The sequence below is a fragment of the Streptomyces sp. KL116D genome (assembly GCF_030766975.1).
In the GTDB taxonomy this organism is placed as follows: domain Bacteria; phylum Actinomycetota; class Actinomycetes; order Streptomycetales; family Streptomycetaceae; genus Streptomyces; species Streptomyces longispororuber_A.
On the sequence record NZ_JASERH010000145.1, the window covers coordinates 1 to 20364 of the forward strand.

Consider the following 20364-nt stretch of genomic DNA (forward strand, 5'->3'; position numbering starts at 1 on the left):
TTGTACTTCGTTCAATGGTTGGGTGTTTTAGCCGTTTCGCATTTATCGTGAAACGCTTTCGCGTTTTTCGTGCGCCGCTTCAGTGCCCAGCTGGCTGAAGGAGCCGGGGCCCGCGGCGCCGGGTGTGCGTGACCACCGTCGACCGGGAGCGGCTTCACCGCCGGCGGAGGTCTTCCACCGCTATCTGACGGTCCTCGCCGAGGTCGACGCCGAACTCGTCGTCACCGCCGACGCCGCCGCCCTGGCGAAGGCCGGGCGCTGCCGGAGAACGTCCGGGTCGTCGACTCCCGCCCCGATGGACGTGCTCCTGGAGGGCTGCTCCCGCCGTCGTCCACCACGGCGGCGCAACGGCACTGGTCCACGGCCCTCTACTACACGGGGTGCCGCAGGGTCGCGCAGTTGCCGTACCTGTGGGACTCCGTCCTGCGCGCTGCAGACGGCGCCGCGGGCTGCGGGCCTGCACCTGGGCTGGGAGGGCGAGGTGAGCGCCGAGGAGCCCGCGGCGCCGCTGGCCCGGGTGCTGGCCGACCCGGCGTTTCACTGGACGGGCCCCGCGCACTGCGCGCCGAGGCCCGCGCCGAGCGCACAGGACGTGGCCTCCGCCCTGGCGGGAGCGGGTCGCGAACCCGCTGAGGTCCGCGTGGCGCGGTCACGCGCGGTGGCCGCGCCCAGCAGGCGGTGCGCCTCCGTGCCGTCGGCGATGATCACCTGCTCCATCTCTGGTTCAGGCGGGCCGTCACGGCCTGGTCGAAACCGTCGAGGAAGTACTCGTCGCCGGGCCGCGGCTCGATGTTGCGGATGGCGCTCGACGAGACTCACGGACCACGTCGTGCAGGCTCTTGTCCCGGCGTGACGCGCCCCGCGATGTAGCGTGTCCGCGCCCGCGAGTTCGGGGAACCCCGACTCGCGGTACAGGTAGACGTCGTGCCCAGCAGGTCGGCTGCACGGCGACCTGCGCGTGCGCGGCGCGCATGGTCTGCGGCGTGATCCGCAGCAGCCTGGTGGTCCACGTTGCCAGCAGGCTCTCCAGGGCGCTACAGATCGATGTGGAGCGCGGGGGTGCGCTCCTTCGCGTGCAGCGGTGAAAGTCGCAGCGCGTCGCGCAGCCGGGCGCGCTCGGCCTCGGCGAGCGCGCCGTTTCCGCATCGGCACGCTGCTAGTAGGTCCTCGCGGACCGTCCACGAGAGTCCAGGGAGCCGGCCGGGGGCGTGCTCGTTCAGGTCGGCCACGAAGTCCCACCAGGTCCATGAGCCGGTCGCGGCCCGCGCTTTCCGGCAGGATGATGTAGTTGAGGCCGAGGCTGCACCGCGTCGTCGCGTCGCTCGCGCTGCGCCATGAACGCCGCCAGGTTGGCGCTGACCCGCCCGAAGGCGCGCGGCTTGGCCGTGGTGGCCTCGCACTCCGTGTCACGTTCAGGCCGTACAGCGAGGTGCCGGATCGCGTGCGGCGACTACAGTGCCGGCTCCGGCGCTCCAGGGTGCGGTCGGTGAGGGCGAACGCGTTGGTGTAGAAGCGATCGCTGTCGAGGCGCGTGCGCCGCGCGCGCCGCCAGTTCACCGAGGCCGGGGTTGGGCGAGCGGTTCGAGGCTGCCGGAGAAGTACACCGTGGACGGCTGGGTGTCGGGCACCTCGTCGATGACGGAGGCGAACATGGCGCTGCCGGCGTCCAGTGCACGCGGCGCCGGCGGGCGCCCGCGACGCGATCGTCGCAGGAGTGGCGGCGGAACATGCAGGTCGGCCCGGCAGAGGCGCCGGCCGACGCTGCAGAACGCCGGGCGGCCGTGCACCACCGCGTCGAGGGCGCCCGTCCGTTCCAGCGGCAGGATGGTGGTGGTCCAGTACTCTCGGGCCCCGCCGACTGGCCGTGCCGAGTTCGGGGACGCGGTGGAAGTGGCCGAGCAGCGTCGCGAAGGCCGCCTCGGTCCACGCCCAGCAGGTGCCGGGCCTGCCAGGGTGGTGAACGATGGGAGCCGCAGCGCACGGCCAGGTCGACGAGGTGCTCGGCGCGCTCCCGCGCTCTCCGGTGTCGCTCGATCTCGGCGAGGCGGGAGCGCAGGGCGCGGATCGCCGCGGCGCGGTCGCCGCCGGGACGTGCCACGTCTTCGATCGCCTGCGCGGGCGTGACCGCTTGGGCGGTGTCCACGAGAACTGTTACCTCCGGGTCGGACGTCGGACCGATGGCGCCTCATGCGGGCACTGCCTGCGCCCACATCGCTCTGATCTGCTCGCCGCGCTCGGCGGCGAGCCGGATGATGCTGCACACCCGGCGGATGTCCTCGGAGGACACCGAGGCCGGTGGGCAGCGCGAGCACCTGCTCGGACAGGCGCTCGGTGTGCCTGGAGCCGGAGCGGGGGGATCGGTCCGGTAGGCGGGCATCAGGTGGCAGGGCGGCGAGAAGTACAGCCGGGGGAAGACCTTCTCGGCCTCAGCAGCCTGCGCAGCCGGTCGCGGTGCAGACCGGTGACGGCGCGGTCGGTGCGCAGGATCAGTGTTGGTGGTTGTTGCGCTCGTGCTCGTCGAAGGCCAGCACCTCGATGCGGACGTCGCGCAGCTCCGAGGTGTAGAGGGCGTGGTTCTGCTCCCGGTTGCGCTCGCGGGTCCGCCTCGGAAGGCGTCGAGAGAGGTGGGAGGCTTTCGCATGGCGGGCCGAGGCCTCGCTCATCTTGGCGTTCTGCGCTGATCTGGCGGTCACTGACCCGGTCCCGGTCCGATGCCGAAGTTGCGCAGGGCCACCAGCCGTTCGGCGAGCTCTCGCCGTCGTCGGCGGTCACCCGCGCCGCCCTCGAACGCGCCATGCGACCGGTCTTGGTGGCGTGCAGGCCAAGAACACTGCCTCCACGCGTCCGCCGAAGCCGCCAACACGGGCCGGTCGCCGGCGGTGTAGCCGAAAGGCGTGCGCGCGGCGCCGAAGAACAGCTTCACGCCGTGCTCGGCGGCCAGCTTCTCCAGCTCGATGACGGGGCCGTCCGGCACAGGTGGTCGCGCTCGAGGACGGCGCCGGTGTCGGGCGTGACGAGCTCCGCGACGCGCGCGGGGTCGGGGCAGCCGGTGACCAGGGTCGACGTCGCAGAACACCGGCTCGAGCCCCACCCAGGCCGCCGCGTGGGGCGTCGCCGCGAACGTCAGCGACGGCATGATGACCTGTCCGTCACCCCGAGGCCCGCAGCACCAGTTGGAGCGCCGCGGTCGGGGTTGCACGGCGACGCAGTACCGCACGCCGGCCAGGTCGGCGATGCGGCCCTCCAGCTCCGTGGTCAGCGGGCCGCCGTTGGTCAGCCAGTCGCTGTCCAGGGCCCATTCGAGGCGGGCCAGGAACCGTGCCCGGTCGCCGATGGTGGGCACGCCCACCATGAGCGGGCGCAGGAAGGCCCTCCGGGCCGCCGAAGAGCGCGAGATCGGTGAGGGCACGCTTCACGGGGGTCACCGCCAGCGGACGGGCAGTTCGAGCGGACCCCGCATGAAGACTGTGCACGCCACGTCAGCTCGGCGCTGCGTCGACGGCGAGCTCCAGCGACGGGAAGCGCGTCAGGAGCACGTCGAAGAAGACCTCGGCCTCCCGCGCGCGCCAGCGCGGCGCCCAGGCAGTAGTGGATGCCGTGGCCGAAGGTGAGGTGGCTGCCGTCGTTGCGGTCGACCCGGAAGGACTGCGGGTCGGGGAACCGGGCCGGACCGCGGCTGGCCGCCGCCATGCTGATCAGGACCGTGCTCTGCGCGTCGATGGACTGCCCGCCGATCTCGACGGGCCCAGGGTGCGCCGGCTCGTCATCTCGATGGGCGCCATGTAGCGCAGGATCTCCTCGACGGTGGATCCAAGCGAGGCCCTCGTCCGCGCGCAGCCGGGCCAGCTGGTCCCGGGTGGTCGAGGAGCAGGAACGACCCGGTGCCCAGCACGTTGACCGTGGTCTCGATGCCGGGCCACCAGCAGCAGGAACGCCGTGGAGATCAGCTCGTCCTCGACAGCCGGTCCCCGGAGTCGCGCAGCTCGACCAGGGCCGACAGCAGGTCGTCGCCCGGCTCGTCGCGGCGCCGCCGGATCAGCGAGCGGATGCACTGGAAGAGGCTGCGGTACGAGACGGCGTTGCGCTCGGCGAACTCCGCTGCTCTCGACGACGTGCTGGGACCAGGTCTGAAGTCGGTGCGGTCCTCCCTCGGGCACGCCGAGCAGTTCGCACACTGACGGTCAGCGGCAGCGGGCGGGCGAGCGCGCCCACCAGGTCGCCGCCGCCGCCGCGGCGGCGAACTTCGCCACCAGGTCCTCGGCTATCTCCCGGATCCGCGGCCGCAGCGCGCGTTGATGCGCCGCATCGTGAACTCCCGAGACCAGCTTGCGCAGCCGGCCGTGGTCCGGCTTGTCGCTGCGGAACATGTTCCGCTGGAAGTACTCGACCAAGTCGGCCGGGATGCCGGTGGCCGCCGACAGGTCGACGTCCGACTGCTTCGTCGGATCGTTGCTCTAGCCGGTCGTCGCTCAGGCCGCGCGCACGTCGTCGTAGCGGTTCACGAGCCAGACGGACGAGCCGTCGTAGAAGCGCACCTTGGTGACGGGACGCTGTTCGAGGATGTCCCGGTACGTCGCGTACTGGTCGGTGTGGAAGAGCTCGCTGCCTGTGGTCGAGGACCTCGGGCAGGTGCGGCTGGTTCATGGTGTCCTTTTCGCCGGTGAGGGGCGCGGAGTGCCCGGGTGCCGGGTGGGGGCGTGTCGGATCCTCGGGAGGCCGCCCGCGGGCGGCTCCAGCGGCGCATGGCGGGCAGCTCGACGCCGGTGTGCGGCAGCCAGGCGGCGCCCCAGCAGACGAAGAACAGCGCACGACCGCCATGCCGGTCAGGGTGGGCGAGACCCGGCCGGACGTCGTCCGGCAGCGCGGCGAAGAACGCCGTCAGGATCATGTGGTACACGAGGTAGAAGGCGAAGGAGAGTTCACGAGGCGCACCAGGCGCGGACGGCGGGCCAGGACGGCGGGTTCTCCCGGTCGCGCCGGGCGGCCGTGGCGATGAGCACGGCCAGCGGGACGACGGTGGCGCTCGACATCGCCCACAGGTGGGGCAGTTCGGTGACCATCGTGGTGATCGCCGGCCACCGCGTAGCCGGCCACGCACAGGGCGGCGGCGAGCTTGACGCTGAGCAGCGGCCACATCCCCTCGCGGACGAGGAGCGCGAGCACGATGCCGAGCGCGAACTCCAGGAGCCGCACGGGAGGCGCCGTGTAGACCAGCCAGAACTGCGTCAGCGTCCACCCGGCCAGCGGCATGGGCTCGCCGGGCAGCAGCTTGGCCAGGTGCGGTACGGCGCGTGACCAGGGCCACCAGGATCCCCGCGGCCGGCCACGGCCGCTGCCGCGGCAGCCGGCGCAGCGGCAGCGAAACGGGAACAGCAGGTAGAAGAAGAGCTCGCAGGCGAGCGTCCACGAGATCGCTGACCGTGGCGGTGAGGATCATGTCCGGCCACCAGGCCTGGACGAGCAGCAGGGCGGCGGCGGTCGTCGACGTGGTCACGACGGCGCCGGTCACCCAGGTCACGACCAGACCGGCCGACCAGGTCACGACGTGGCTCGGATAGATCTCACCACGCGGCGCCGCCAGAAGCGCCGCACCGTGTCACCCGGCCGGGCCGCGTACGTCAGGACGAAACCGCTCAGCACGAAGAAGGAGACGCCGACCGGACCGGCCGGCAGCAGGAAGTACGCCACGTCGTGCGAGACGGAGTCCGTCTGCGGATTGAACTGGCTGAGCGCATGGCAGAGGAACACCAGAAACGCGGCGAAGAACCTCAGCCCGGTGAGCGAAGGCAGCCGTTCGGCCAGGAACTCCCCGGCCGTCGGGCGCCTCGGCAGAGGTAAGCGTGGGCTTTTTTGCGCGGGTAGCAAGGCTCACCGACCCTTCAATTGGTTGCCGCTGTCCAGGAGTTGCCGTCGCCGTTCGCGACCGGCCGAAATCGGTTCCGGCATATCCTCGCGCACCCAGTTGAGCTCAACTACAGGGCAGCTTGAGGATTGATGTCCGGTCGCTGGGATTCGTATGGGCACCATCACCTTGCCGACCGCCGTGACCTGCGAAGTCTCGAAATTGCGGCAGGTTTGTGAAGCAAAGACCCTTCTTGGCCGGTGAGGTGGGCTGGTGTACGTTCAACTGGCCGCTGATAAACGGTAGTAGAGCGTTTATGACGCACGGTTGATTGATATTTCCGTGATGCGCGCACCCCGTCGGCCAGGTCTTGCGGGAGGCCCACTCCCTGGTAATGCGCGGAAGACTAGGAGTCAGGTGTGAACGGCAGTCCCCGGCACGGTAAGAACCATTCCGCAGCTGTTGAAGGGGGCAGCCAGGCCGTGGGTCCTGTCGGGCGCCGACGACGGCATGCTGCGGGCCTGGGCGGGCCGGCTCGCCGACCACCTCCGCGCACATCCGGACCTCGGCGTCGACGCGCGCGTTCGGCGCCGCGCTCGCCCGCCACGACCGGCGCCTGCCGCACCGGGCCGTGCTCGTCGGCGCCACCCGCGCGGAACTCCTCGACGCCCTGGCCGCCGTCAGCCGACGGCAGCCCGCACTCCCGCGGTCGCGCGCGGGCGGCCGACGCCCCCGCACCCGTCAGCCTTCGTCTACCCGGGCCAGGAGCTCCCAGTGGCCCGGCATGCTGCGCGAACTCGTCGACGAGTCAACGGTGTTCGCCGACGCGATCGCCCGCTGCGCCGAGGTCTTCGCCGCCGAGTCCGGCTGGTCGCTGACCGAGGCGCTCGACACCGCCGCCGCCCCCGGTGGCACCCCCAGGGTCGAGGTCGTGCAGCCCGCCCTCTACGCGGTGAGCGCCGCCTCGCCGAACTGTGGCGCTCCTTCGGCGTCCGGCCCGACGCCGTCGTCGGCCCAGCATGGGCGACCTCGCCGCCGCCCACGCGGCGGGCAGCGTGGACCTCGCCGACGGCGCCCGCGCGGTGGCGCAGTGGAGCAAGGAACTCGTGCCGCTCGTCGGCAACGGGGACATGGCGTCGATCGCCCTGCCCGCCGACGAGATCGCACCGCGCTCGCCTCCCTGGGGCCCGGACCTCGTCCTGGCTGGGATCAACGGCCCCCGCTCCGTGCTGCTCGCCGGGGCGACCGCCCCGATCGAGCGCTGCGTGGCGGAGCTGACCGCCGAAGGCGTCCGCGCCCAGGTGATCGGCGTCGCGATGGCCGCGCACTCCCCCGCAGATGGACGACGTCGTGGGCGGACTGCGCGCCGCCCTCGGCTGAGTTCGCACCGGGCGGGGGCAGCGTCCCCTTCTACTCCAGCCTCACCGGCACCGCCGTCGACACCCGCGAACTGACCGCGGACTACTGGTGCGAGAACTTCCGCAACCGGGTCCTGTTCGAGCGCTCGGTGCGGACCTGCGCCGCCGACCGGGCGGGCGTCTTCGTCGAGGGTGAGCCCGCACCCCGTCCTCGCGGCCGCCGTCCGGCAGACCCTCGACGCGGCGGGCGCGGGAACACGCCGTCCTGCCCACGCTGCTGCGCGCGGCCAGGGCGGGCTGCGGCGCTTCCTGACCGCGGCGGCGGAGGCGTACGCCCACGGCGTGGAGGTCGACTGGACGGCCGCCTTCCCCGGCGTCGACGAGGATCTGGCCGCCCCGCTGCCCGACCCGCCGGCCACCGCCGCACCGTCCACGGGCTCCGGCCGGCCGGGGCTCTTCCGCCGGACGCGCCCGAGCACGAGATACGGCAGCGGCTGGCCCGCCTCGTCGACGCGGAGACCGCCGCCGTGACCGGCGCCCACCGGGGCCGGCACACAGCCCGCGGACCGCGACCGCACCTTCGCCGAACTCGGCCTCGACTCCGTCCTCGCCGTACAGCTGCGCGGCCGGCTCGCGGCGGCCATCGGCCAGGGACATCGCGATCGCCACCCCTTCGACCATCCCACCCCGCACGCCCTCACCGACGCGCTGTACGACCCGCTGCGCCCGCGCGCCCAGCACCCCGCACCGGACGCCGAGCCCGCCCGGCACGAGGGGGAACCGGGCGCCAGGCGCCGGACGAACCCTCGTCGCGGTCGTCGCCATGGCCGTGCGGCTGCCCGGCGGCGTACGCACCCCGAGCAGTTCTGGGAGCTGCTCTCGGACGGCCCGGGACGCCGTGGCGGGCCTGCCCACCAATCGCGGCTGGGACCTGGAGGCGCTTCGCCCGCCGGACCCCTACCCGGCCGGGCACGGTGCGCCAGCGGTCCGGCGGATTCCTGCACGACGCCACCGACTTCGACGGAGTTCTTCGGCATCTCGCCCCGCGAGTCCTCGCCATGGACCCGCAGCAGCGGCTCCTCCTGAAGTCAGCTGGGAGGCCGTCGAACGCGCCGGTCTCTCCCCGAGGCGGTGCGCGGCAGCCGCACCGGAGTGTTCACCGGCGTCATCGCCCAGGAGTACGGGCCCCGCATGGCCGACGGCGGCGCGGACGTCGGCGGCTACCTCGTGACCGGCACCACCACCAGCGTCGCCTCCGGGCGCATCGCCTACACCCCTGCGGCCTGGAGGGCCCGGCCGTCACCGTCGACACGGCCTGCTCGTCCTCGCTCGTGGCCCTCCAGCTCGCCTGCCGCTCCCTGCGCGCGGGGAGACGGACCTGGCCACTCGCCGGCGGCGCGACCGTGATGCCGACGCCCGGCATGCTCGTCGACTTCAGCCGGCTCGGCGCGGCCTCGCCCCCGACGGCCGCTGCAAGGCGTTCTCCGCCGACGCCGACGGCTCGGGATGGCCGAGGGCGCCAGGCGTGCTCCCTGCTGGAACGGCTCTCCGACGCCCGGCGCCTCGGCCACCCCGTCGTGGGCCTGATCCGCGCCGTGGCCGTCAACCAGGACGGCGCGAGCAACGGCCTCTCCGCGCCCAACGGCCGCGCCCAGGCAGGGTGATCCGGCAGGCGCTCACCGAGGCCGGACTCGCCCCGGCCGACGTCGACGCTCGTCGAGGCGCACGGCACCGGCACCCGGCTCGGCGACCTGATCGAGGCCCGCGCCGTCATCGAGACGTACGGCACGGACCGGCCCGCCAGCCGGCCGCTGTGGCTGGGCTCGGTGAAGTCCAACATCGGGCACACCCAGGCCGCCGCCGGCGTCACCGGCGTCATCAAGATGCTCCTCGCGATGCGTCACGGCACCCTCCCGCCGACCCTGCACGCCGACCGCCCCGCCACGGAGATCGACTGGTCGCAGGGGCGACGTACGCCCTGCCCACCGAACCCATGGCCTGGCCCGCGGGACCCGGCCCCCGCCGGGCCGGCGTCTCGTCGTTCGGCATCAGCGGCACCAACGCCCACGCCATCGTCGAGGCGGCCCGGAGCAGGGAACCGGCCGCCCGCACGGCGGACGACGCCCCCGGCACCCCCCGCCGTAGTGGTGCCGTGGACCGTGTCGGCGCACAGCGCGACCGCACTGCGCACCCAGGCCGGCCGCCTCGCCGCGCACCTGCGCGCCCACCCCGAACTCACCACGACCGACGTGGCGTTCTCGCTGGCCACCACCCGGGCGGCGGCCCGCCACCGCGCCGCGTTCGTCCCGGCGGGACCCGCCGACGCGCTTACCGCGCTCGACGCGCTGGCCGACGGCGCACCGCTGGACGCCGCACGTGGCCGCGGCCCGGCGCAGTCCTCGCCCGTCTTCGTCTTCCCCGGCCAGGGCTGGCAGTGGGCGGGCATGGCGGTCCGGCTCTACGACACCGCACCGGTCTTCGCCCGCGCCCTCGACGAGTGCGCCGCGGCCCTGGAGCCGCACCTGGACTTCCGCGTCCTGCCGTTCCCTGCGCGCGGAGGCCGCCGCCGCGGACGGCCGCCCTGACACCGACCCGTCCCCCTGACCTGGCCACTGACCTGTCCACCGACCGCGTCGACGTGGTGCAGCCCGTCCCTGTTCGCCGTGATGGTCTCCCCCTCGCGTCGCTGTGGCGGGCCCACGGCGTCGAGCCGGCCGCGGTCATCGGGCACTCCCAGGGCGAGATCGCGGCCGCCTGCGTCGCCGGCGCCCTCTCCCTTGACGACGCGGCCCGCCTCGTCGCCGTCCGCAGCCGCGTCATCGCCGGGCTGCGCGGACACGGCGGCATGGTCGCCGTCGCCACCACCCCGACGACCTGACCGGCCGACTCGCCGCCTACGAAGGCCGGTTGGAGACCGCCGCGCTGAACGGACTTGCTCCGTGGTGGTGGCGGGCCCCGACGACGACCTGAACCACCTCGTCGCCGCCCCTGCACGCCGAGGGCGTACGGGCCAGAGCGCCTGCCCGTCGACTACGCCTCGCACACCGCGCACATGGACGAGGCCCGCACCGCCCTGCACGAGGAGCTCGGGCGGATCGAACCGCTGTCCGGCGCCGTGCCCTTCTTCTCCACGGTGACCGGTGACTGGCGCGGCCCGGCACGCTCGACCTCGCGTACTGGTTCCGCAACCTCCAGCGAGACCGTCCGCTTCGCCCCCGCCGTACGGGCGCTCGTGGAGCAGGGGACACCGCACCTTCGTCGAACTCAGCGCCCACCCGGTGCTCACCACCGCCGTCGGGAGAGACCGGCAGAGGCCCGCGGGGGCGGACCCGACCCACGGTCGGCACCGTCCCGCCGCGGCCACGGCGGTCCCGGGACTTCGCCCGCTCCCTCGGGGCGGCGTGGGCCGCGGGGCGTCCCCGATCCGCTGGGACTCGGTGTTCTCGGCGTGCCCGCGCGCCCCGGTGCCGCTGCCCACCTCGCCGTTCGAACCCGAGCGCTTCTGGTGGGAGCCCGCCCCGGACACCGCCACCGCCACCGGCCCCGGCGCGGCGGCGCGGGACGCGGCCGACGCGCTGCGCTACCGCATCGACTGGGAGCGCACCCTCCCGCGCCGCGGCCCTCCGCCGACGGCCTCCACGACTGGCTCGTCGTCCGCTACGAAGGCGCAGCCGAAGCGCTCGCCGACGCCGCGCGCACCGCTCTGAAGCGACCGGCGCGACGGTGGCGGACCTCGTGCGCTCGACACCGACGGCACCGATCGCGCCGACCGCGCCGGCGACGCTGACAACACCGACCGCGCCGCCGCCTGGACCGGGCGGACCTGACGAGGACCCTGCGCGACGCCGCCCGGGGCGCGGACCGCGTCGGCGTGCTGTCCCTGCTCGCCGCCGACGAGCGCGGCGCGGGCATCGGTACCCCGCTCGGCCTGCCGTCGCTCGGCGACACCGTCGTGCCTGCCCAGGCGTTCACCGACTCGGGCCTCGACGGCTCCCCATTGGTGCCCTCACCGAGGACGTCCAGGTCACCCTGGCCGACGAGCGCCCCGGCGACCCCGGGCGCGGGAAGCCCTGTGGGGTCTGGGACGGGTTGTCGCGCTGGAACACCCCGGATCTGTGGGGCGGGTTGATCGACGTGTCCGCCGGATCCACAACCGAGCTCGTCCACTCGCTCGCCGGCGTCCTGACCGGCGGAAGCGGCGAGAGACCAGGTCGCCCTGCGGGACCAGGAGGTGTTCGTACGCCGCTGGAGGCGGGCCGCACCCACCGCGCCCGCCGCCGCGCCGGACACCTGGCGGCCCACCGGCACGGCCCTGGTCACCGGCGGCACCGGCGGCATCGGCCGGCACGTCGCCCGCTGGCTCGCCCGCCACGGCGCCCGCGCATCGTCCTGGTCAGCCGCAGCGGACCCGACGCCCAGGGAACCGAGCGAACTGGCCGAGGAGATACGCGCGTCCGGATCAGAGGTGACCGTCGCGGCCTGCGACATCACCGACCGCGCCGCACTGCGCGCGCTGCTCGCCGGCCCTGCCCGACGACCAGCCGCGCTCACCTCCGTGTTCCCACACCGCGGCCACCCTGGACGACGGCACCCTCGACACCCCTGACCGGCCACCGCATCGAACAGGCCGGCCGCGCCAAGACCCTCGGCGCCCGGAATCTGCACGAGCTCACCGCCGACGCGCCGCTGACCGCGTTCGTCCTGTTCTCCTCGTTCGCCTCCGCGTTCGGCGCACCGGGCCTCGGCGGCTACGCGCCCGGCAACGCCTACCTCGACGGCCTGGCCAGGCAGCGGCGCGCCGCCGGGCTGCCCGCGACGTCGGTGGCCTGGGGCACCTGGGCCGGCAGCGGCATGGCGGAGGGCCCCGTCGCGGAACGCTTCCGCCGGCACGGCGTCGTGGAGATGGCCCCCGACGAGGCCCTCGACGCCCTGCAGACCGCCCTGGACCGGGCCGAGGTCTGCCCGATGATCATCGGGGTCGAGTGGGAGCCCCTTCCTGCTCGCGTATCACCGCACAGCGGCCCACCCGGCTGTTCGACGGGCTGCCCGAGGCCCGGGCGGCGGGGAGGCCGTGCGCCGCGCCCACGGCGGGGCCGGGTCCTCGCTCGGCGGCGGCCTGGCGGGAGCTGCCCGCCGCCGACCGCGGCCGGGCCCTCCTCGACCTGGTGCGACAGCACGCCGCGGCAGTCCTCGGACACCGGGACGCGGACCGGATCGAACCCGAACGGGCCTTCCGCGAGCTCCACTTCGACTCGCTGGCCTCGGTGGAACTGCGCAACCGGCTCACCGCCGCCACCGGCTTGCGGGCTGCCCGCGACCCTCGTCTACGACCACCCGCACCCCCGCGCCGTCGCGGCCTTCCTCGAAACCGAACTCTTCGGCGGGACCACGTCCGAGCAGGACGCGGGTACGGCGCCCGCGGCCGGTCCCGTACGGGGTCAGGGGGACGCCGACGATCCGGTGGTGATCGTGGGGGATGGGCTGCCGGTTCCCCGGTGGCATCAACTCCCCTTCCGAGCTATGGGAGTTCCTCTCCGCGGACGGCGACGCCTCGGGCCCGGCGCCGGACGACCGGGAGCTGGGAGCGGCGCGGCGCACCGGGCGCCGGAGCGGACCGCCCCATGGGCAACTTCCTCGACGCGGCGGGGGACTTCGACCCGGCGTTCTTCGGGATCTCGCCGCGCGAGGCCCTCGCCATGGATCCGCAGCAGCGCCAGGTCCTGGAGGTCACCTGGGAGGCCTTCGAGCAGGCGGGCATCCTGCCGGAGACCCTGCGCGGCAGCGACACCGGGGTGTTCGTCGGCATGTCGCACCAGGGATACGCGACCGGACCGGTCGAGGGCCCGGGACGAGGTCGCAGGCTACCTGCTCACCGGCACCACCGCCAGCGTCACCTCGGGCCGCGTCGCGTACGCACTGGGGCTCGAAGGGCCGGCGCTGACGGTGGACACGGCGTGCTCGTCGTCGCTGGTGCGCGCTGCATCTGGCGGCGCGTTCGCTGCGGGACGGCGAGTCGTCCCCTGCGGTCGCCGGTAGTGTGTCGGTCATGGCCGGCCCGGACGTGTTCACGGAGTTCTCGCGACAGGGCGCCCTGTCGGCCGACGGCCGCTGCAAGGCGTACTCCCAGGACGCCGACGGCTTCGGCATGGGCGAGGGCGTGGGTCTGGTGGTGCTGGAGCGGTTGTCGGACGCGCGACGTCACGGGCACCGGGTGCTGGCGGTGCTGCGGGGGAGTGCGGTGAACCAGGACGGGGCGAGCAACGGCCTGTCCGCGCCCAGCGGTCCCGCCCAGCAACGGGTGATCCGCGGGGCATTGGCGGCGGCCGGTCTCGGTGCGGCGGACGTGGACGTGGTGGAGGGGCACGGGACAGGCACGTCGCTGGGCGACCCGATCGAGGCGCAGGCGCCTCGCCACGTACAGCAAGGACCGTGACGCTCAACAGCCTTTGTGGTTGGGGTCGTTGAAGTCGAACATCGGGCATGCGCAGGCGGCTGCGGGTGTGGCCGGTGTGATCAAGATGGTGTTGGCGTTGGGGCGTGGTGTGGTGCCGGCGTCGTTGCATGCGCGGGTGCCGTCGTCGCATGTGGACTGGTCGTCGGGTGGGGTGGAGGTGCTGCGGGAGGCGCGGGACTGGCCACAGGTGGCGGGTCGGTTGCGGCGGGCTGGGGGTGTCGGCGTTCGGGGTGAGCGGGACGAACGCGCACGTGATCGTGGAGGAGCCGCCTTCGGCGCCGGGCGGCTCGGATGTGGCTTCTGTGGGTGTGTTGGAGGCGGCTGGTGTGGTGCCGCTGGTGCTGTCCCGCTCGTACGGAGACCGCCCTCGCTGCCCAGGCCCGGCGCCTCGCCGCACCTGACGCGGCAGCAGGACGTCCCGCTGCCGGACGTGGCCAGGGCGCTCACCTCGTCGCGGCAGACCTTCGACCAGCGGGCCGCTGGCCCTCGTACGCGACGTCGCGGACGCCGGGGACACCCTGCGCGCCCCCTCGCCGAGCCGCCCCACGTCGCGTGCCGTCACAGGTGTCGGTGGTGTCGGTGGTGGTGGCGGTCGGCGTGTGGTGTGGGTGTTCCCGGGTCAGGGGTCGCAGTGGGAGGGGATGGGGCGCGGGCTGCTCGAAGTGCCGGTGTTCGCGGAGGCGTTGGCGGGTGTGATGCGGCGCTGGCGGAGGTGGCCGGGTTCTCGGTGGTGGATGTGATCCGTGGGGTGGAGGGTGCGCCTTCGCTGGAGCGGGTCGAGGTGGTGCAGCCGGTGCTGTTCGCGGTGATGGTGTCGCTGGCGCGGTTGTGGCGGGCGTGCGGTGTGGAGCCGGGATGCCGTGGTCGGACACTCCCAGGGCGAGATCGCGGCTGCGTGTGTGGCGGGCGCGCTGTCGTTGGAAGATGCCGCGCGGGTGGTGGCGCTGCGCGCCCGCGCCCTCGCCGAACTGCGCGGCCACGGAGCCATGTTGTCGCTCCGCGTGGGTCGCGCGGAGGCGGAGCGGCTGCTGCGCGACGCCGCGTCCGGCGGGCTGGAGACGGTCGCGTCCGGTGGGCTGGAGACGGTCGCGCCCGGCGCGCTGGAGACGGCCGCCGTCAACGGGCCCGACGCCGTCGTCGTGGCCGGTGACCCCGACGCGGTGCGCCGCTTCCAGGAGCACTGCGCCGAGGCGGGCATCGACGCGCGACTGCTCCCCCGTCGACTACGCCTCCCACACCTCCCACGTGGAACGGCTGCGCGACGCGGTCACCGCACCGCTGGCCGGCATCACCCCGCGTGCGGCCGGCATCCCCCTCTACTCCACCCCTGCGGGGCGAGTTCACCGACGGCTCCGGCCTCGACGCCGCGTACTGGTACGAGAACCTGCGGCGCACTCGTCGAGTTCGAGGACGCCATCGGCACGCTCGGCCATGCGGGCTATGACGCGTTCGTCGAGGTGAGCCCCCACCCGGTGCTCGGCGCGAGCATCCAGGCCACCGTCGGCGACGCGAGCACCGTGGTGGGCTCCCTGCGGCGGGGCGACGACAGCCCCGGACGCTTCCTCACCTCCGTGGCCGAGGCGCACGTCGGCGGTGTCGCGGTGGACTGGCGGGCCGTGCACGGCGACGCCGGACCGGACGGAACCGAGAGGCCGGACGGGTCGTACGGACCGGTGGACCTGCCGACCTACGCGTTCGACCACGAACGCTTCTGGCTGCTCCCCGACGCGACCGGACCCGCCCCCGCGACCGACGCATGGCGTTACCGCGTCGGCTGGCAGGAGACCACAGAGAGCCTCAACTCTGCTGACCTGGACGGGCGTTGGCTGCTGCTCGTGCCCGCGGCGCCGGACGGTCCGCAGGCCGGGCACGCCTGGTGCGACGCCGCGGCCGGCGCCCTCGCCGGCCACGGGGCCCCGCCCCACACGGTCACCGTCCCGGTCGGCGACCCTGCACGCGGTGGCCACCGCCGTACGCGCCGCCCTCGCCGACCCGCCCGGTTCCGACGGCTACGCGGGAGTGCCTCTCGCTGCTGGCGCTCGGGGAGGACCCTGGACGCCGGGGCCGAGGCGACCCTCGTCCTGCTGCGCGAACTGGCGGCGGCGGACACCGAGGGCCCCCGTCTGGCTGGCAGACGCGCGGCGCGGTCGGCACCGGCGCCGACGACCCCGTGACCTGCCCGGCCGGAAAGCACAGGTGTGGGGCCTCGGCCAGGCCGCCGCACTCCGAACGCGGCGCCCGGCACACCGGCCTCGTAGACCTGTCGCAGGAGCCGACCGAAGCCCAACAGGACCTGCTCTCGTGCGGGCGTTGACCGGGACCGAGGACCAGATCGCCATCCGCTCCGGCGCCGTGCTCGCCCGCCGGCTGCTGCCCGCCCCGCAGGACGCCCCGCAGGACGCCCCGCAGGACGCGGACCAGCGGGCCCGGCACCGCCGAAGGCGTCGTGCCGCAGGGGGACGATCGTCGTCACCGGCGGCACCGGTGGCCTCGGCGCGCTCACCGCACGCCGCCTCGCGGCCCGCGGCGCCGAGCACCTGGCCCTGGTCGGCCGCCGCGGCGAGGCGGCGCCTGGCGGCCGCCCTGGTCGCCGCAACTGACCGCCCTGGGCGCCCGGGTCACCGTCCACGCCTGCGACGTCGGCGATCGCGACGCGGTGACCGCACTCGTCGACGGGCTGCGCGCCGACGGCGCGACCGTGACCGGCGTCGTGCACGCGGCCGGACTCAACCAGCGAACCCCGGTACGGGACATGACCGTCGAGGAGTACCGGGAGGTGCTGGCCGCCAAAGCGCACGGCGCCCACCACCTCGCGGACGCCTGCCCCGACCTGGACCTCTTCCCTGCTCTTCTCCTCGGGCGCCGCCGTGTGGGGCAGCGCGGGACAGGGCGCGTACGCGGCGGGCAACGCCTTCTCGACGCCTTCGCCCAGCAGCGCCGCGCCCACGGCCTGGCCGCGACGTCCGTGGCCTGGGGACTGTGGGCGGAGGGCGGCATGACCGACGATGTGCAGGCCGTCGCCCGGCTCCGCGACCAGGGCGTGCGCCCGATGCCCGGCGACCGGGCACTGGCGGTCCTCGAATCGGTACTGGCCGACGGCGCGGCCACCGCGGTCGTCGCCGACGTCGACTGGGCGCGGTTCACCGAGACGTTCACGGCCCTGCGGCGCCGGCCGCTGCTCGACGCGCTGCCCGGCGCCCGGGCCGCCGACGCCGCACCCGGGGAACCGGCCGCCGGATCGGCCCTGCGCGACCGGCTCACCGGGCCGGCCCGCAAGCGAGCAGCACCACGAACTGGCCCACCTGGTCCGCTCCCACGCCGCCGCGGTCCTGGGGGCACGAGGACGTCCGCGCGGTCGCGGTGGACACGGCCTTCCGCGAACTCGGCTTCGACTCGCTGGGCGCCGTCCGCCTGCGCAAGACGCCTGAGCGGCGCCACCGGGCTCGCTCTGCCCTCGACCCTGATCTTCGACCACCCCAACGCCGCCGCGCTCGCCGCCCACCTGCGCACCGAACTGTTCACGGACCCGACGACGCGGCGGACACGGGTGGTCCGGGCGGTACCGACAGCGTCGACGACGCCGTCGCGGCGGCGCTCGGCGGCCTCGACCGCCTGAGGCAATGGCTCGGCCAGGTGGCCGGGCCACGGCGCGCCGAAGTGGCCCGGCACCTCGACCGCGTGCTGACCGCCCCTGCGGAGCGGCCCCGGCCACGACGGCGGATCCCGCGTCGCGCCCGATCCGAGCCGGACCTCGCCGAGGCCGGGTTCGACGAACTGATGGAGGCCCTCGGGCGCGAGCTCGGCGACAACGGCCAGCCGACGGCGAACAGGTAAGGACTGAACACGGTGACGAACGACAACGACAAGGTCGCTTCATACCTGCGTCGCGCGACCCTCGACCTGCGCGCGGCCCGGCAGCGCATCCAGGAGCTGGAGGCCGGCCCGATCGCGATCGTCGGCACGGCCTGCCGGCTGCCCGGCGGGATCGACACCCCGAGGGCTTCTGGGACGTGCTCGCGGCGGGCGAGGAACGGCTGTCCCGGTTCCCCGACGACCGCGGCTGGGACCTGACCGGCCTCTACCACCTCGACCCCGACCACCCCGGCACCACCTATGTGCGCACGGGGGATTTCCTGAGCGCGCGGGCGACTTCGACGCCGCGTTCTTCGGGATCTCCCGCGCGAGGCCGCCGCGATGGACCCGCAGCAGCGCTCCTGCTGGAGACCTGCTGAGCTGGTCGAGGACGCCGGACTCGACCCGCACACGCTGCGCGGCACGGAGACCGGCGTGTCCTCGGCGTCGCCCTGGCACGGGACTACGGCGACGCCGCGGGCTCCGCCGAGGACGCCGAGGGGTACACGGTCACCGGCGTCGCGCCGTCCGTGGCGTCCGGCCGGATCGCGTACACCCCTCGGGCTCGAAGGCCCGCCATCACCCTGGACACCGCCTGCTCGTCCTCTCTCGTGCCCTGCACCTGGCGGTGGCGCCGCTGCGGCGCGCGAGTGCGCGACGGCGATCGTGCGGCGGCGCCGCCGTGATGGCGGGGGCCCGAGGTGTTCATCGACTCTCGCGCGGCAGCAGCGCGCCCTCGCCGCCGACGGCCGCGCTGCAAGCGGCGTTCGGCGGACGGCGGACGGCTTCGGCTTCGGCGAGGGCGTCGCCGTGCTGCTCCTCGAACGGTCTCGGACGCGCGGCGCAACGGGCACACCGTGCACGCCGTCGTCCACGGCACCGGCATCAACCAGGACGGGGCCAGCAACGGCCTGTCCCGCACCCAGCAGGGCCGCCCAGCGCAAGGTCATCGAGCAGGCGCTCGCCAACGCGGGCATCGCCCCCGGCGACGTCGACGCGGTCGAGGCGCACGGCACCGGCACCACCCTCGGGCGACCCCATCGAGGCGCACGCCCTGCTCGACACGTACGGCCGGCACCGCGCGACGCGCGGCGCCCGCTGCTGGCTGGGCTCCGCGAAGTCGAACATCGGGTCACACCCAGGCGCCGCCGGTGCGGTCGGCATCCTCAAGATGGTGCTCGCCCTGCGGCACGAGCGGCTGCCCAGGACCCTGCACGCGCAGGGAGCCTTCGCCGCACGTCGACTGGGTCGTCGGGCGCGGTCGCCCTGCTCGCCGAGGAGCAGGCCTGGCCGCGCGGAGAGCGTCCCGGTACGCGGCCGTCTCCGCGTTCGGCATCAGCGGCACCAACGCCCACGTCGTCCTCCGGGGAGGCCCCTGGAAGCTACAGGCCGCCGAACCGCGGGAGACCGGGACGCCCGCCTCGGCCCCGCACGGCCCGGTGCCGCTGGTCGTCTCCGCGCGGACCGACGAAGCCCTCAGCGCGCCCAGGCGCGCGCCGGCTGTCCGCCGTCGTCGCCGACGAGACCGTCCAACTGCCCGACCTGGGCCTGTCGTTGGCCGTGGACCGGGCCCGGCACGAGCACCGCGCGGTGGTCCTGGCCGGTACCCGCGAGGCGGCCGCCCTCGGCATCGGCGAGGTGGCGGACGGCCGGGCGCGGATCAGGGGGACCGTCGAATCGGGCGGGCGCTCCGCCGTGTTCCTCTTCCCCGGCCAGGGCTCGCAATCGGCCGGCATGGCCGCCGACCTGCTGGAATGGTCCCCGGTCTTCGCCGAGGTCGATCCGCGCCTGCGACGCGGCGATGGCACCGTGGCAGGACTGGTCGGTGGCCGCGGTGCTGCGCCAGGAGCCCGGCGCCCCTGGGCCTGACCGGGTCGACGTGCAGCCCGCGCTGTTCGCCGTGATGGTGCCGCTGGCAGCGCTGTGGCGCTCCGTACGGTGTCGAACCCGCGGCGGTGGCCGGGCACTGCAGGGCGAGATCGCCGCCGCGCACGTCGCCGGGATCCTCACCCTGGAGGACGCGGCGCGGCTCATCGCTGCGCAGCCGGCTGCTGCGGGTCGGTGGCCGGGCAGGGCGCGATGGCCGCCGTCGCCCTCGACGAGACCGCCGTGCGGAGCTGATCGCCCTGCGGCCGGGGCGCCGTCGAGGTGGCTTGCCGTCAACGGCCCCGTTGCCGTCGTCGCCGCGCGGGCGCACCCGACGCCGCGCACGCCGTCGTGGCGGCCTGCGCCGAGCAGGGCGCTCAGGCCCGCGCCATCGACGTCGACTACGCGTCGCACTCCGCGCAGATGGACCAGTGCGCGCGACGAACTCGCCGACGCCACAAGGGAGTTGGAAGCCCGGCCGCGCGCAGGTGGCGTTCTACTCGACGCAGACCGATCGCCTGATGCGCGGCGAGGAGCTCGACGCCTCCTACTGGTACCGCAACCTGCGCTGAACCCGTGCGCCTGCGGTATCGACGTCGTGGAGCTCGCCGCCGCCGCGCACCACGACGCCTTCGTCGAGATCAGCCCGCACCTCGGTGCTGGCGGCGACGGTCGAGGAGACCCTGACGCGGGGCCGGAGCCGGGCGACCCGTGGTCGTCGGCACACGCTGCGCCGCGCCGCGGCCCGGAGTCGTTCCTTCGCGTCTCTCGGCGAGCGCCCACGTCGCGGGCGTCGACGCGCGCTGGCAGCCCGCTCTTCCCCGGCGCGCGGCACGTCCCGCTGCCCACGTACCCTCTTCCAGCGCAAGCACTACTGGACGTCCGTCGCCGCGCTCCGCCCGCGGTGCCGGTGACGTCACCTACGGCGAGGCGTGGCAGCGCCGCTGCCCGCGCCGGGCCGGGCGGAACCCGACGCGAGCGCGCGCGGGACT

General features: G+C 74.5%; 27 protein-coding genes and 11 pseudogenes. 30 read left to right on the plus strand and 8 right to left on the minus strand.

The genetic code is table 11. The features are described 5' to 3' along the window. Window positions 1-537 precede the first annotated feature (537 nt). From RBJ77_RS57020 to RBJ77_RS57040, 5 genes are all read right to left on the minus strand, one after another. A complete protein-coding gene (locus tag RBJ77_RS57020; RefSeq protein WP_372352188.1) occupies window positions 538-717 on the minus strand; it encodes a hypothetical protein in 180 nt (59 codons plus the stop codon). 317 nt (window positions 718-1034) lie between these two features. Further along, window positions 1035-1229 (minus strand): hypothetical protein, encoded by a 195-nt coding sequence (locus RBJ77_RS57025; RefSeq protein WP_372352189.1) that lies wholly within the window; start codon window positions 1227-1229, stop codon window positions 1035-1037. Window positions 1230-2486: 1257 nt separating this feature from the next. Continuing rightward, the gene (locus RBJ77_RS57030) at window positions 2487-2663 is read right to left on the minus strand and encodes a hypothetical protein (RefSeq protein WP_372352190.1); all 177 of its coding nucleotides are present in this window, start codon (window positions 2661-2663) and stop codon (window positions 2487-2489) included. 26 nt (window positions 2664-2689) lie between these two features. Next, a complete protein-coding gene (locus RBJ77_RS57035) occupies window positions 2690-3343 on the minus strand; it encodes a DegT/DnrJ/EryC1/StrS family aminotransferase (RefSeq protein ID WP_372352191.1) in 654 nt (217 codons plus the stop codon). Further along, window positions 3274-3690 (minus strand): hypothetical protein, encoded by a 417-nt coding sequence (locus RBJ77_RS57040; protein ID WP_372352192.1) that lies wholly within the window; start codon window positions 3688-3690, stop codon window positions 3274-3276. Before RBJ77_RS57040 ends, RBJ77_RS57035 begins: the two co-directional genes overlap by 70 nt. Here RBJ77_RS57040 and RBJ77_RS57045 point away from each other — a divergent pair. Then, window positions 3613-3786 carry a hypothetical protein gene (locus RBJ77_RS57045; RefSeq protein ID WP_372352226.1) on the plus strand — a complete coding sequence of 58 codons (174 nt, stop codon included), beginning with the start codon at window positions 3613-3615 and terminating at the stop codon, window positions 3784-3786. The two genes, RBJ77_RS57040 and RBJ77_RS57045, sit on opposite strands and share 78 nt — an antisense overlap. A 95-nt stretch (window positions 3787-3881) precedes the next feature. Beyond that, window positions 3882-4178: a hypothetical protein gene (locus RBJ77_RS57050; protein WP_372352193.1), complete on the plus strand. Its 297-nt coding sequence runs from the start codon at window positions 3882-3884 to the stop codon at window positions 4176-4178. A gap of 3 nt (window positions 4179-4181) precedes the next feature. Here the strand turns inward: RBJ77_RS57050 and RBJ77_RS57055 are convergent, their stop codons facing one another. Then, window positions 4182-4391, minus strand: coding sequence for a hypothetical protein (locus RBJ77_RS57055; RefSeq protein ID WP_372352194.1), 210 nt, complete (start codon window positions 4389-4391; stop codon window positions 4182-4184). A 528-nt stretch (window positions 4392-4919) separates the two neighbouring features. Continuing rightward, window positions 4920-5060, minus strand: coding sequence for a hypothetical protein (locus RBJ77_RS57060; protein ID WP_372352195.1), 141 nt, complete (start codon window positions 5058-5060; stop codon window positions 4920-4922). Between RBJ77_RS57060 and RBJ77_RS57065 the strand changes: the two genes are divergently transcribed. Beyond that, on the plus strand, window positions 5053-5295 hold the full coding sequence (locus RBJ77_RS57065; protein ID WP_372352196.1) for a hypothetical protein: 243 nt from the start codon (window positions 5053-5055) through the stop codon (window positions 5293-5295). The two genes, RBJ77_RS57060 and RBJ77_RS57065, sit on opposite strands and share 8 nt — an antisense overlap. A gap of 140 nt (window positions 5296-5435) precedes the next feature. After that, window positions 5436-5558, plus strand: coding sequence for a hypothetical protein (locus RBJ77_RS57070; protein ID WP_372352197.1), 123 nt, complete (start codon window positions 5436-5438; stop codon window positions 5556-5558). Here the strand turns inward: RBJ77_RS57070 and RBJ77_RS57075 are convergent. Then, window positions 5539-5865, minus strand: a complete 327-nt coding sequence (locus tag RBJ77_RS57075) for an acyltransferase family protein (protein ID WP_372352198.1) — start codon at window positions 5863-5865, stop codon at window positions 5539-5541. The genes RBJ77_RS57070 and RBJ77_RS57075 overlap by 20 nt on opposite strands. Window positions 5866-6473: 608 nt before the next feature. Here RBJ77_RS57075 and RBJ77_RS57080 point away from each other — a divergent pair. The 26 genes and pseudogenes from RBJ77_RS57080 to RBJ77_RS57205 form a co-directional block, all read left to right on the plus strand. Continuing rightward, window positions 6474-6797, plus strand: a pseudogene (locus tag RBJ77_RS57080) (acyltransferase domain-containing protein); the annotation flags it as partial. Window positions 6798-6861: 64 nt separating this feature from the next. Beyond that, the gene (locus RBJ77_RS57085; protein WP_372352199.1) at window positions 6862-7296 is read left to right on the plus strand and encodes an acyltransferase domain-containing protein; all 435 of its coding nucleotides are present in this window, start codon (window positions 6862-6864) and stop codon (window positions 7294-7296) included. A gap of 96 nt (window positions 7297-7392) precedes the next feature. Next, window positions 7393-7731, plus strand: a complete 339-nt coding sequence (locus tag RBJ77_RS57090) for a hypothetical protein (protein ID WP_372352200.1) — start codon at window positions 7393-7395, stop codon at window positions 7729-7731. Between the two features lie 292 nt (window positions 7732-8023). Further along, window positions 8024-8607 (plus strand): annotated as a pseudogene (locus tag RBJ77_RS57095) (beta-ketoacyl synthase N-terminal-like domain-containing protein). Further along, window positions 8532-8864 carry a beta-ketoacyl synthase N-terminal-like domain-containing protein gene (locus tag RBJ77_RS57100; RefSeq protein WP_372352201.1) on the plus strand — a complete coding sequence of 111 codons (333 nt, stop codon included), beginning with the start codon at window positions 8532-8534 and terminating at the stop codon, window positions 8862-8864. Before RBJ77_RS57095 ends, RBJ77_RS57100 begins: the two are co-directional and overlap by 76 nt. A 108-nt stretch (window positions 8865-8972) precedes the next feature. Then, window positions 8973-9071, plus strand: a pseudogene (locus RBJ77_RS57105) (hypothetical protein); the annotation flags it as partial. Between the two features lie 288 nt (window positions 9072-9359). Further along, on the plus strand, window positions 9360-9785 hold the full coding sequence (locus RBJ77_RS57110; protein ID WP_372352202.1) for an acyltransferase domain-containing protein: 426 nt from the start codon (window positions 9360-9362) through the stop codon (window positions 9783-9785). Between the two features lie 53 nt (window positions 9786-9838). Next, on the plus strand, window positions 9839-10078 hold the full coding sequence (locus tag RBJ77_RS57115) for an acyltransferase domain-containing protein (protein ID WP_372352203.1): 240 nt from the start codon (window positions 9839-9841) through the stop codon (window positions 10076-10078). Between the two features lie 523 nt (window positions 10079-10601). Continuing rightward, complete coding sequence (locus tag RBJ77_RS57120; protein WP_372352204.1) at window positions 10602-10907, plus strand: hypothetical protein; 306 nt, start codon at window positions 10602-10604, stop codon at window positions 10905-10907. Window positions 10908-11431: 524 nt separating this feature from the next. Next, window positions 11432-11806, plus strand: a complete 375-nt coding sequence (locus tag RBJ77_RS57125) for an SDR family NAD(P)-dependent oxidoreductase (protein ID WP_372352205.1) — start codon at window positions 11432-11434, stop codon at window positions 11804-11806. Between the two features lie 53 nt (window positions 11807-11859). Further along, a pseudogene (locus RBJ77_RS57130) lies at window positions 11860-11982 on the plus strand (KR domain-containing protein); the annotation flags it as partial. Window positions 11983-12365: 383 nt separating this feature from the next. Then, a pseudogene (locus RBJ77_RS57135) lies at window positions 12366-12446 on the plus strand (hypothetical protein); the annotation flags it as partial. 230 nt (window positions 12447-12676) lie between these two features. After that, a pseudogene (locus RBJ77_RS57140) lies at window positions 12677-12953 on the plus strand (beta-ketoacyl synthase N-terminal-like domain-containing protein); the annotation flags it as partial. A gap of 112 nt (window positions 12954-13065) precedes the next feature. Beyond that, window positions 13066-13236: a beta-ketoacyl synthase N-terminal-like domain-containing protein gene (locus RBJ77_RS57145; protein ID WP_372352219.1), complete on the plus strand. Its 171-nt coding sequence runs from the start codon at window positions 13066-13068 to the stop codon at window positions 13234-13236. Continuing rightward, window positions 13199-13706 (plus strand): annotated as a pseudogene (locus RBJ77_RS57150) (beta-ketoacyl synthase N-terminal-like domain-containing protein); the annotation flags it as partial. The gene RBJ77_RS57145 and the pseudogene RBJ77_RS57150, both read left to right, overlap by 38 nt. Window positions 13707-14295: 589 nt before the next feature. Continuing rightward, window positions 14296-14441, plus strand: a pseudogene (locus RBJ77_RS57155) (hypothetical protein); the annotation flags it as partial. 73 nt (window positions 14442-14514) lie between these two features. Further along, on the plus strand, window positions 14515-15828 hold the full coding sequence (locus RBJ77_RS57160) for an acyltransferase domain-containing protein (protein ID WP_372352206.1): 1314 nt from the start codon (window positions 14515-14517) through the stop codon (window positions 15826-15828). 288 nt (window positions 15829-16116) lie between these two features. Continuing rightward, the gene (locus RBJ77_RS57165) at window positions 16117-16254 is read left to right on the plus strand and encodes a KR domain-containing protein (RefSeq protein WP_372352220.1); all 138 of its coding nucleotides are present in this window, start codon (window positions 16117-16119) and stop codon (window positions 16252-16254) included. Beyond that, entirely contained in the window at window positions 16251-17270 is a 1020-nt protein-coding gene (locus RBJ77_RS57170) for a beta-ketoacyl reductase (RefSeq protein WP_372352221.1), read from the plus strand. The genes RBJ77_RS57165 and RBJ77_RS57170 overlap by 4 nt, the downstream gene beginning before the upstream one ends. Window positions 17271-17332: 62 nt before the next feature. After that, window positions 17333-17488: a hypothetical protein gene (locus tag RBJ77_RS57175; protein ID WP_372352207.1), complete on the plus strand. Its 156-nt coding sequence runs from the start codon at window positions 17333-17335 to the stop codon at window positions 17486-17488. A 12-nt stretch (window positions 17489-17500) separates the two neighbouring features. Further along, on the plus strand, window positions 17501-17725 hold the full coding sequence (locus RBJ77_RS57180; RefSeq protein WP_372352208.1) for a polyketide synthase docking domain-containing protein: 225 nt from the start codon (window positions 17501-17503) through the stop codon (window positions 17723-17725). Beyond that, on the plus strand, window positions 17665-17886 hold the full coding sequence (locus tag RBJ77_RS57185) for a beta-ketoacyl synthase N-terminal-like domain-containing protein (RefSeq protein ID WP_372352209.1): 222 nt from the start codon (window positions 17665-17667) through the stop codon (window positions 17884-17886). The genes RBJ77_RS57180 and RBJ77_RS57185 overlap by 61 nt, the downstream gene beginning before the upstream one ends. Continuing rightward, a pseudogene (locus RBJ77_RS57190) lies at window positions 17849-18192 on the plus strand (beta-ketoacyl synthase N-terminal-like domain-containing protein). The gene RBJ77_RS57185 and the pseudogene RBJ77_RS57190 overlap by 38 nt, the downstream one beginning before the upstream one ends. 124 nt (window positions 18193-18316) lie before the next feature. After that, window positions 18317-18469 (plus strand): annotated as a pseudogene (locus RBJ77_RS57195) (hypothetical protein); the annotation flags it as partial. A gap of 91 nt (window positions 18470-18560) precedes the next feature. Continuing rightward, window positions 18561-19484, plus strand: a pseudogene (locus RBJ77_RS57200) (hypothetical protein); the annotation flags it as partial. A gap of 319 nt (window positions 19485-19803) precedes the next feature. After that, complete coding sequence (locus tag RBJ77_RS57205) at window positions 19804-19944, plus strand: hypothetical protein (RefSeq protein ID WP_372352210.1); 141 nt, start codon at window positions 19804-19806, stop codon at window positions 19942-19944. The last annotated feature ends 420 nt before the right edge of the window (window positions 19945-20364 follow it).

Bases quoted from the DNA above. Each gene is read 5' to 3' on its own strand.
- RBJ77_RS57020 (WP_372352188.1), bottom strand. From the start codon at position 717: ATGGAGCAGGTGATCATCGCCGACGGCACGGAGGCGCACCGCCTGCTG.
- RBJ77_RS57030 (WP_372352190.1), bottom strand. From the start codon at position 2,663: ATGAGCGAGGCCTCGGCCCGCCATGCGAAAGCCTCCCACCTCTCTCGA.
- RBJ77_RS57040 (WP_372352192.1), bottom strand. From the start codon at position 3,690: ATGGCGGCGGCCAGCCGCGGTCCGGCCCGGTTCCCCGACCCGCAGTCC.
- RBJ77_RS57060 (WP_372352195.1), bottom strand. From the start codon at position 5,060: ATGGTCACCGAACTGCCCCACCTGTGGGCGATGTCGAGCGCCACCGTC.
- RBJ77_RS57070 (WP_372352197.1), top strand. From the start codon at position 5,436: ATGTCCGGCCACCAGGCCTGGACGAGCAGCAGGGCGGCGGCGGTCGTC.
- RBJ77_RS57085 (WP_372352199.1), top strand. From the start codon at position 6,862: ATGGGCGACCTCGCCGCCGCCCACGCGGCGGGCAGCGTGGACCTCGCC.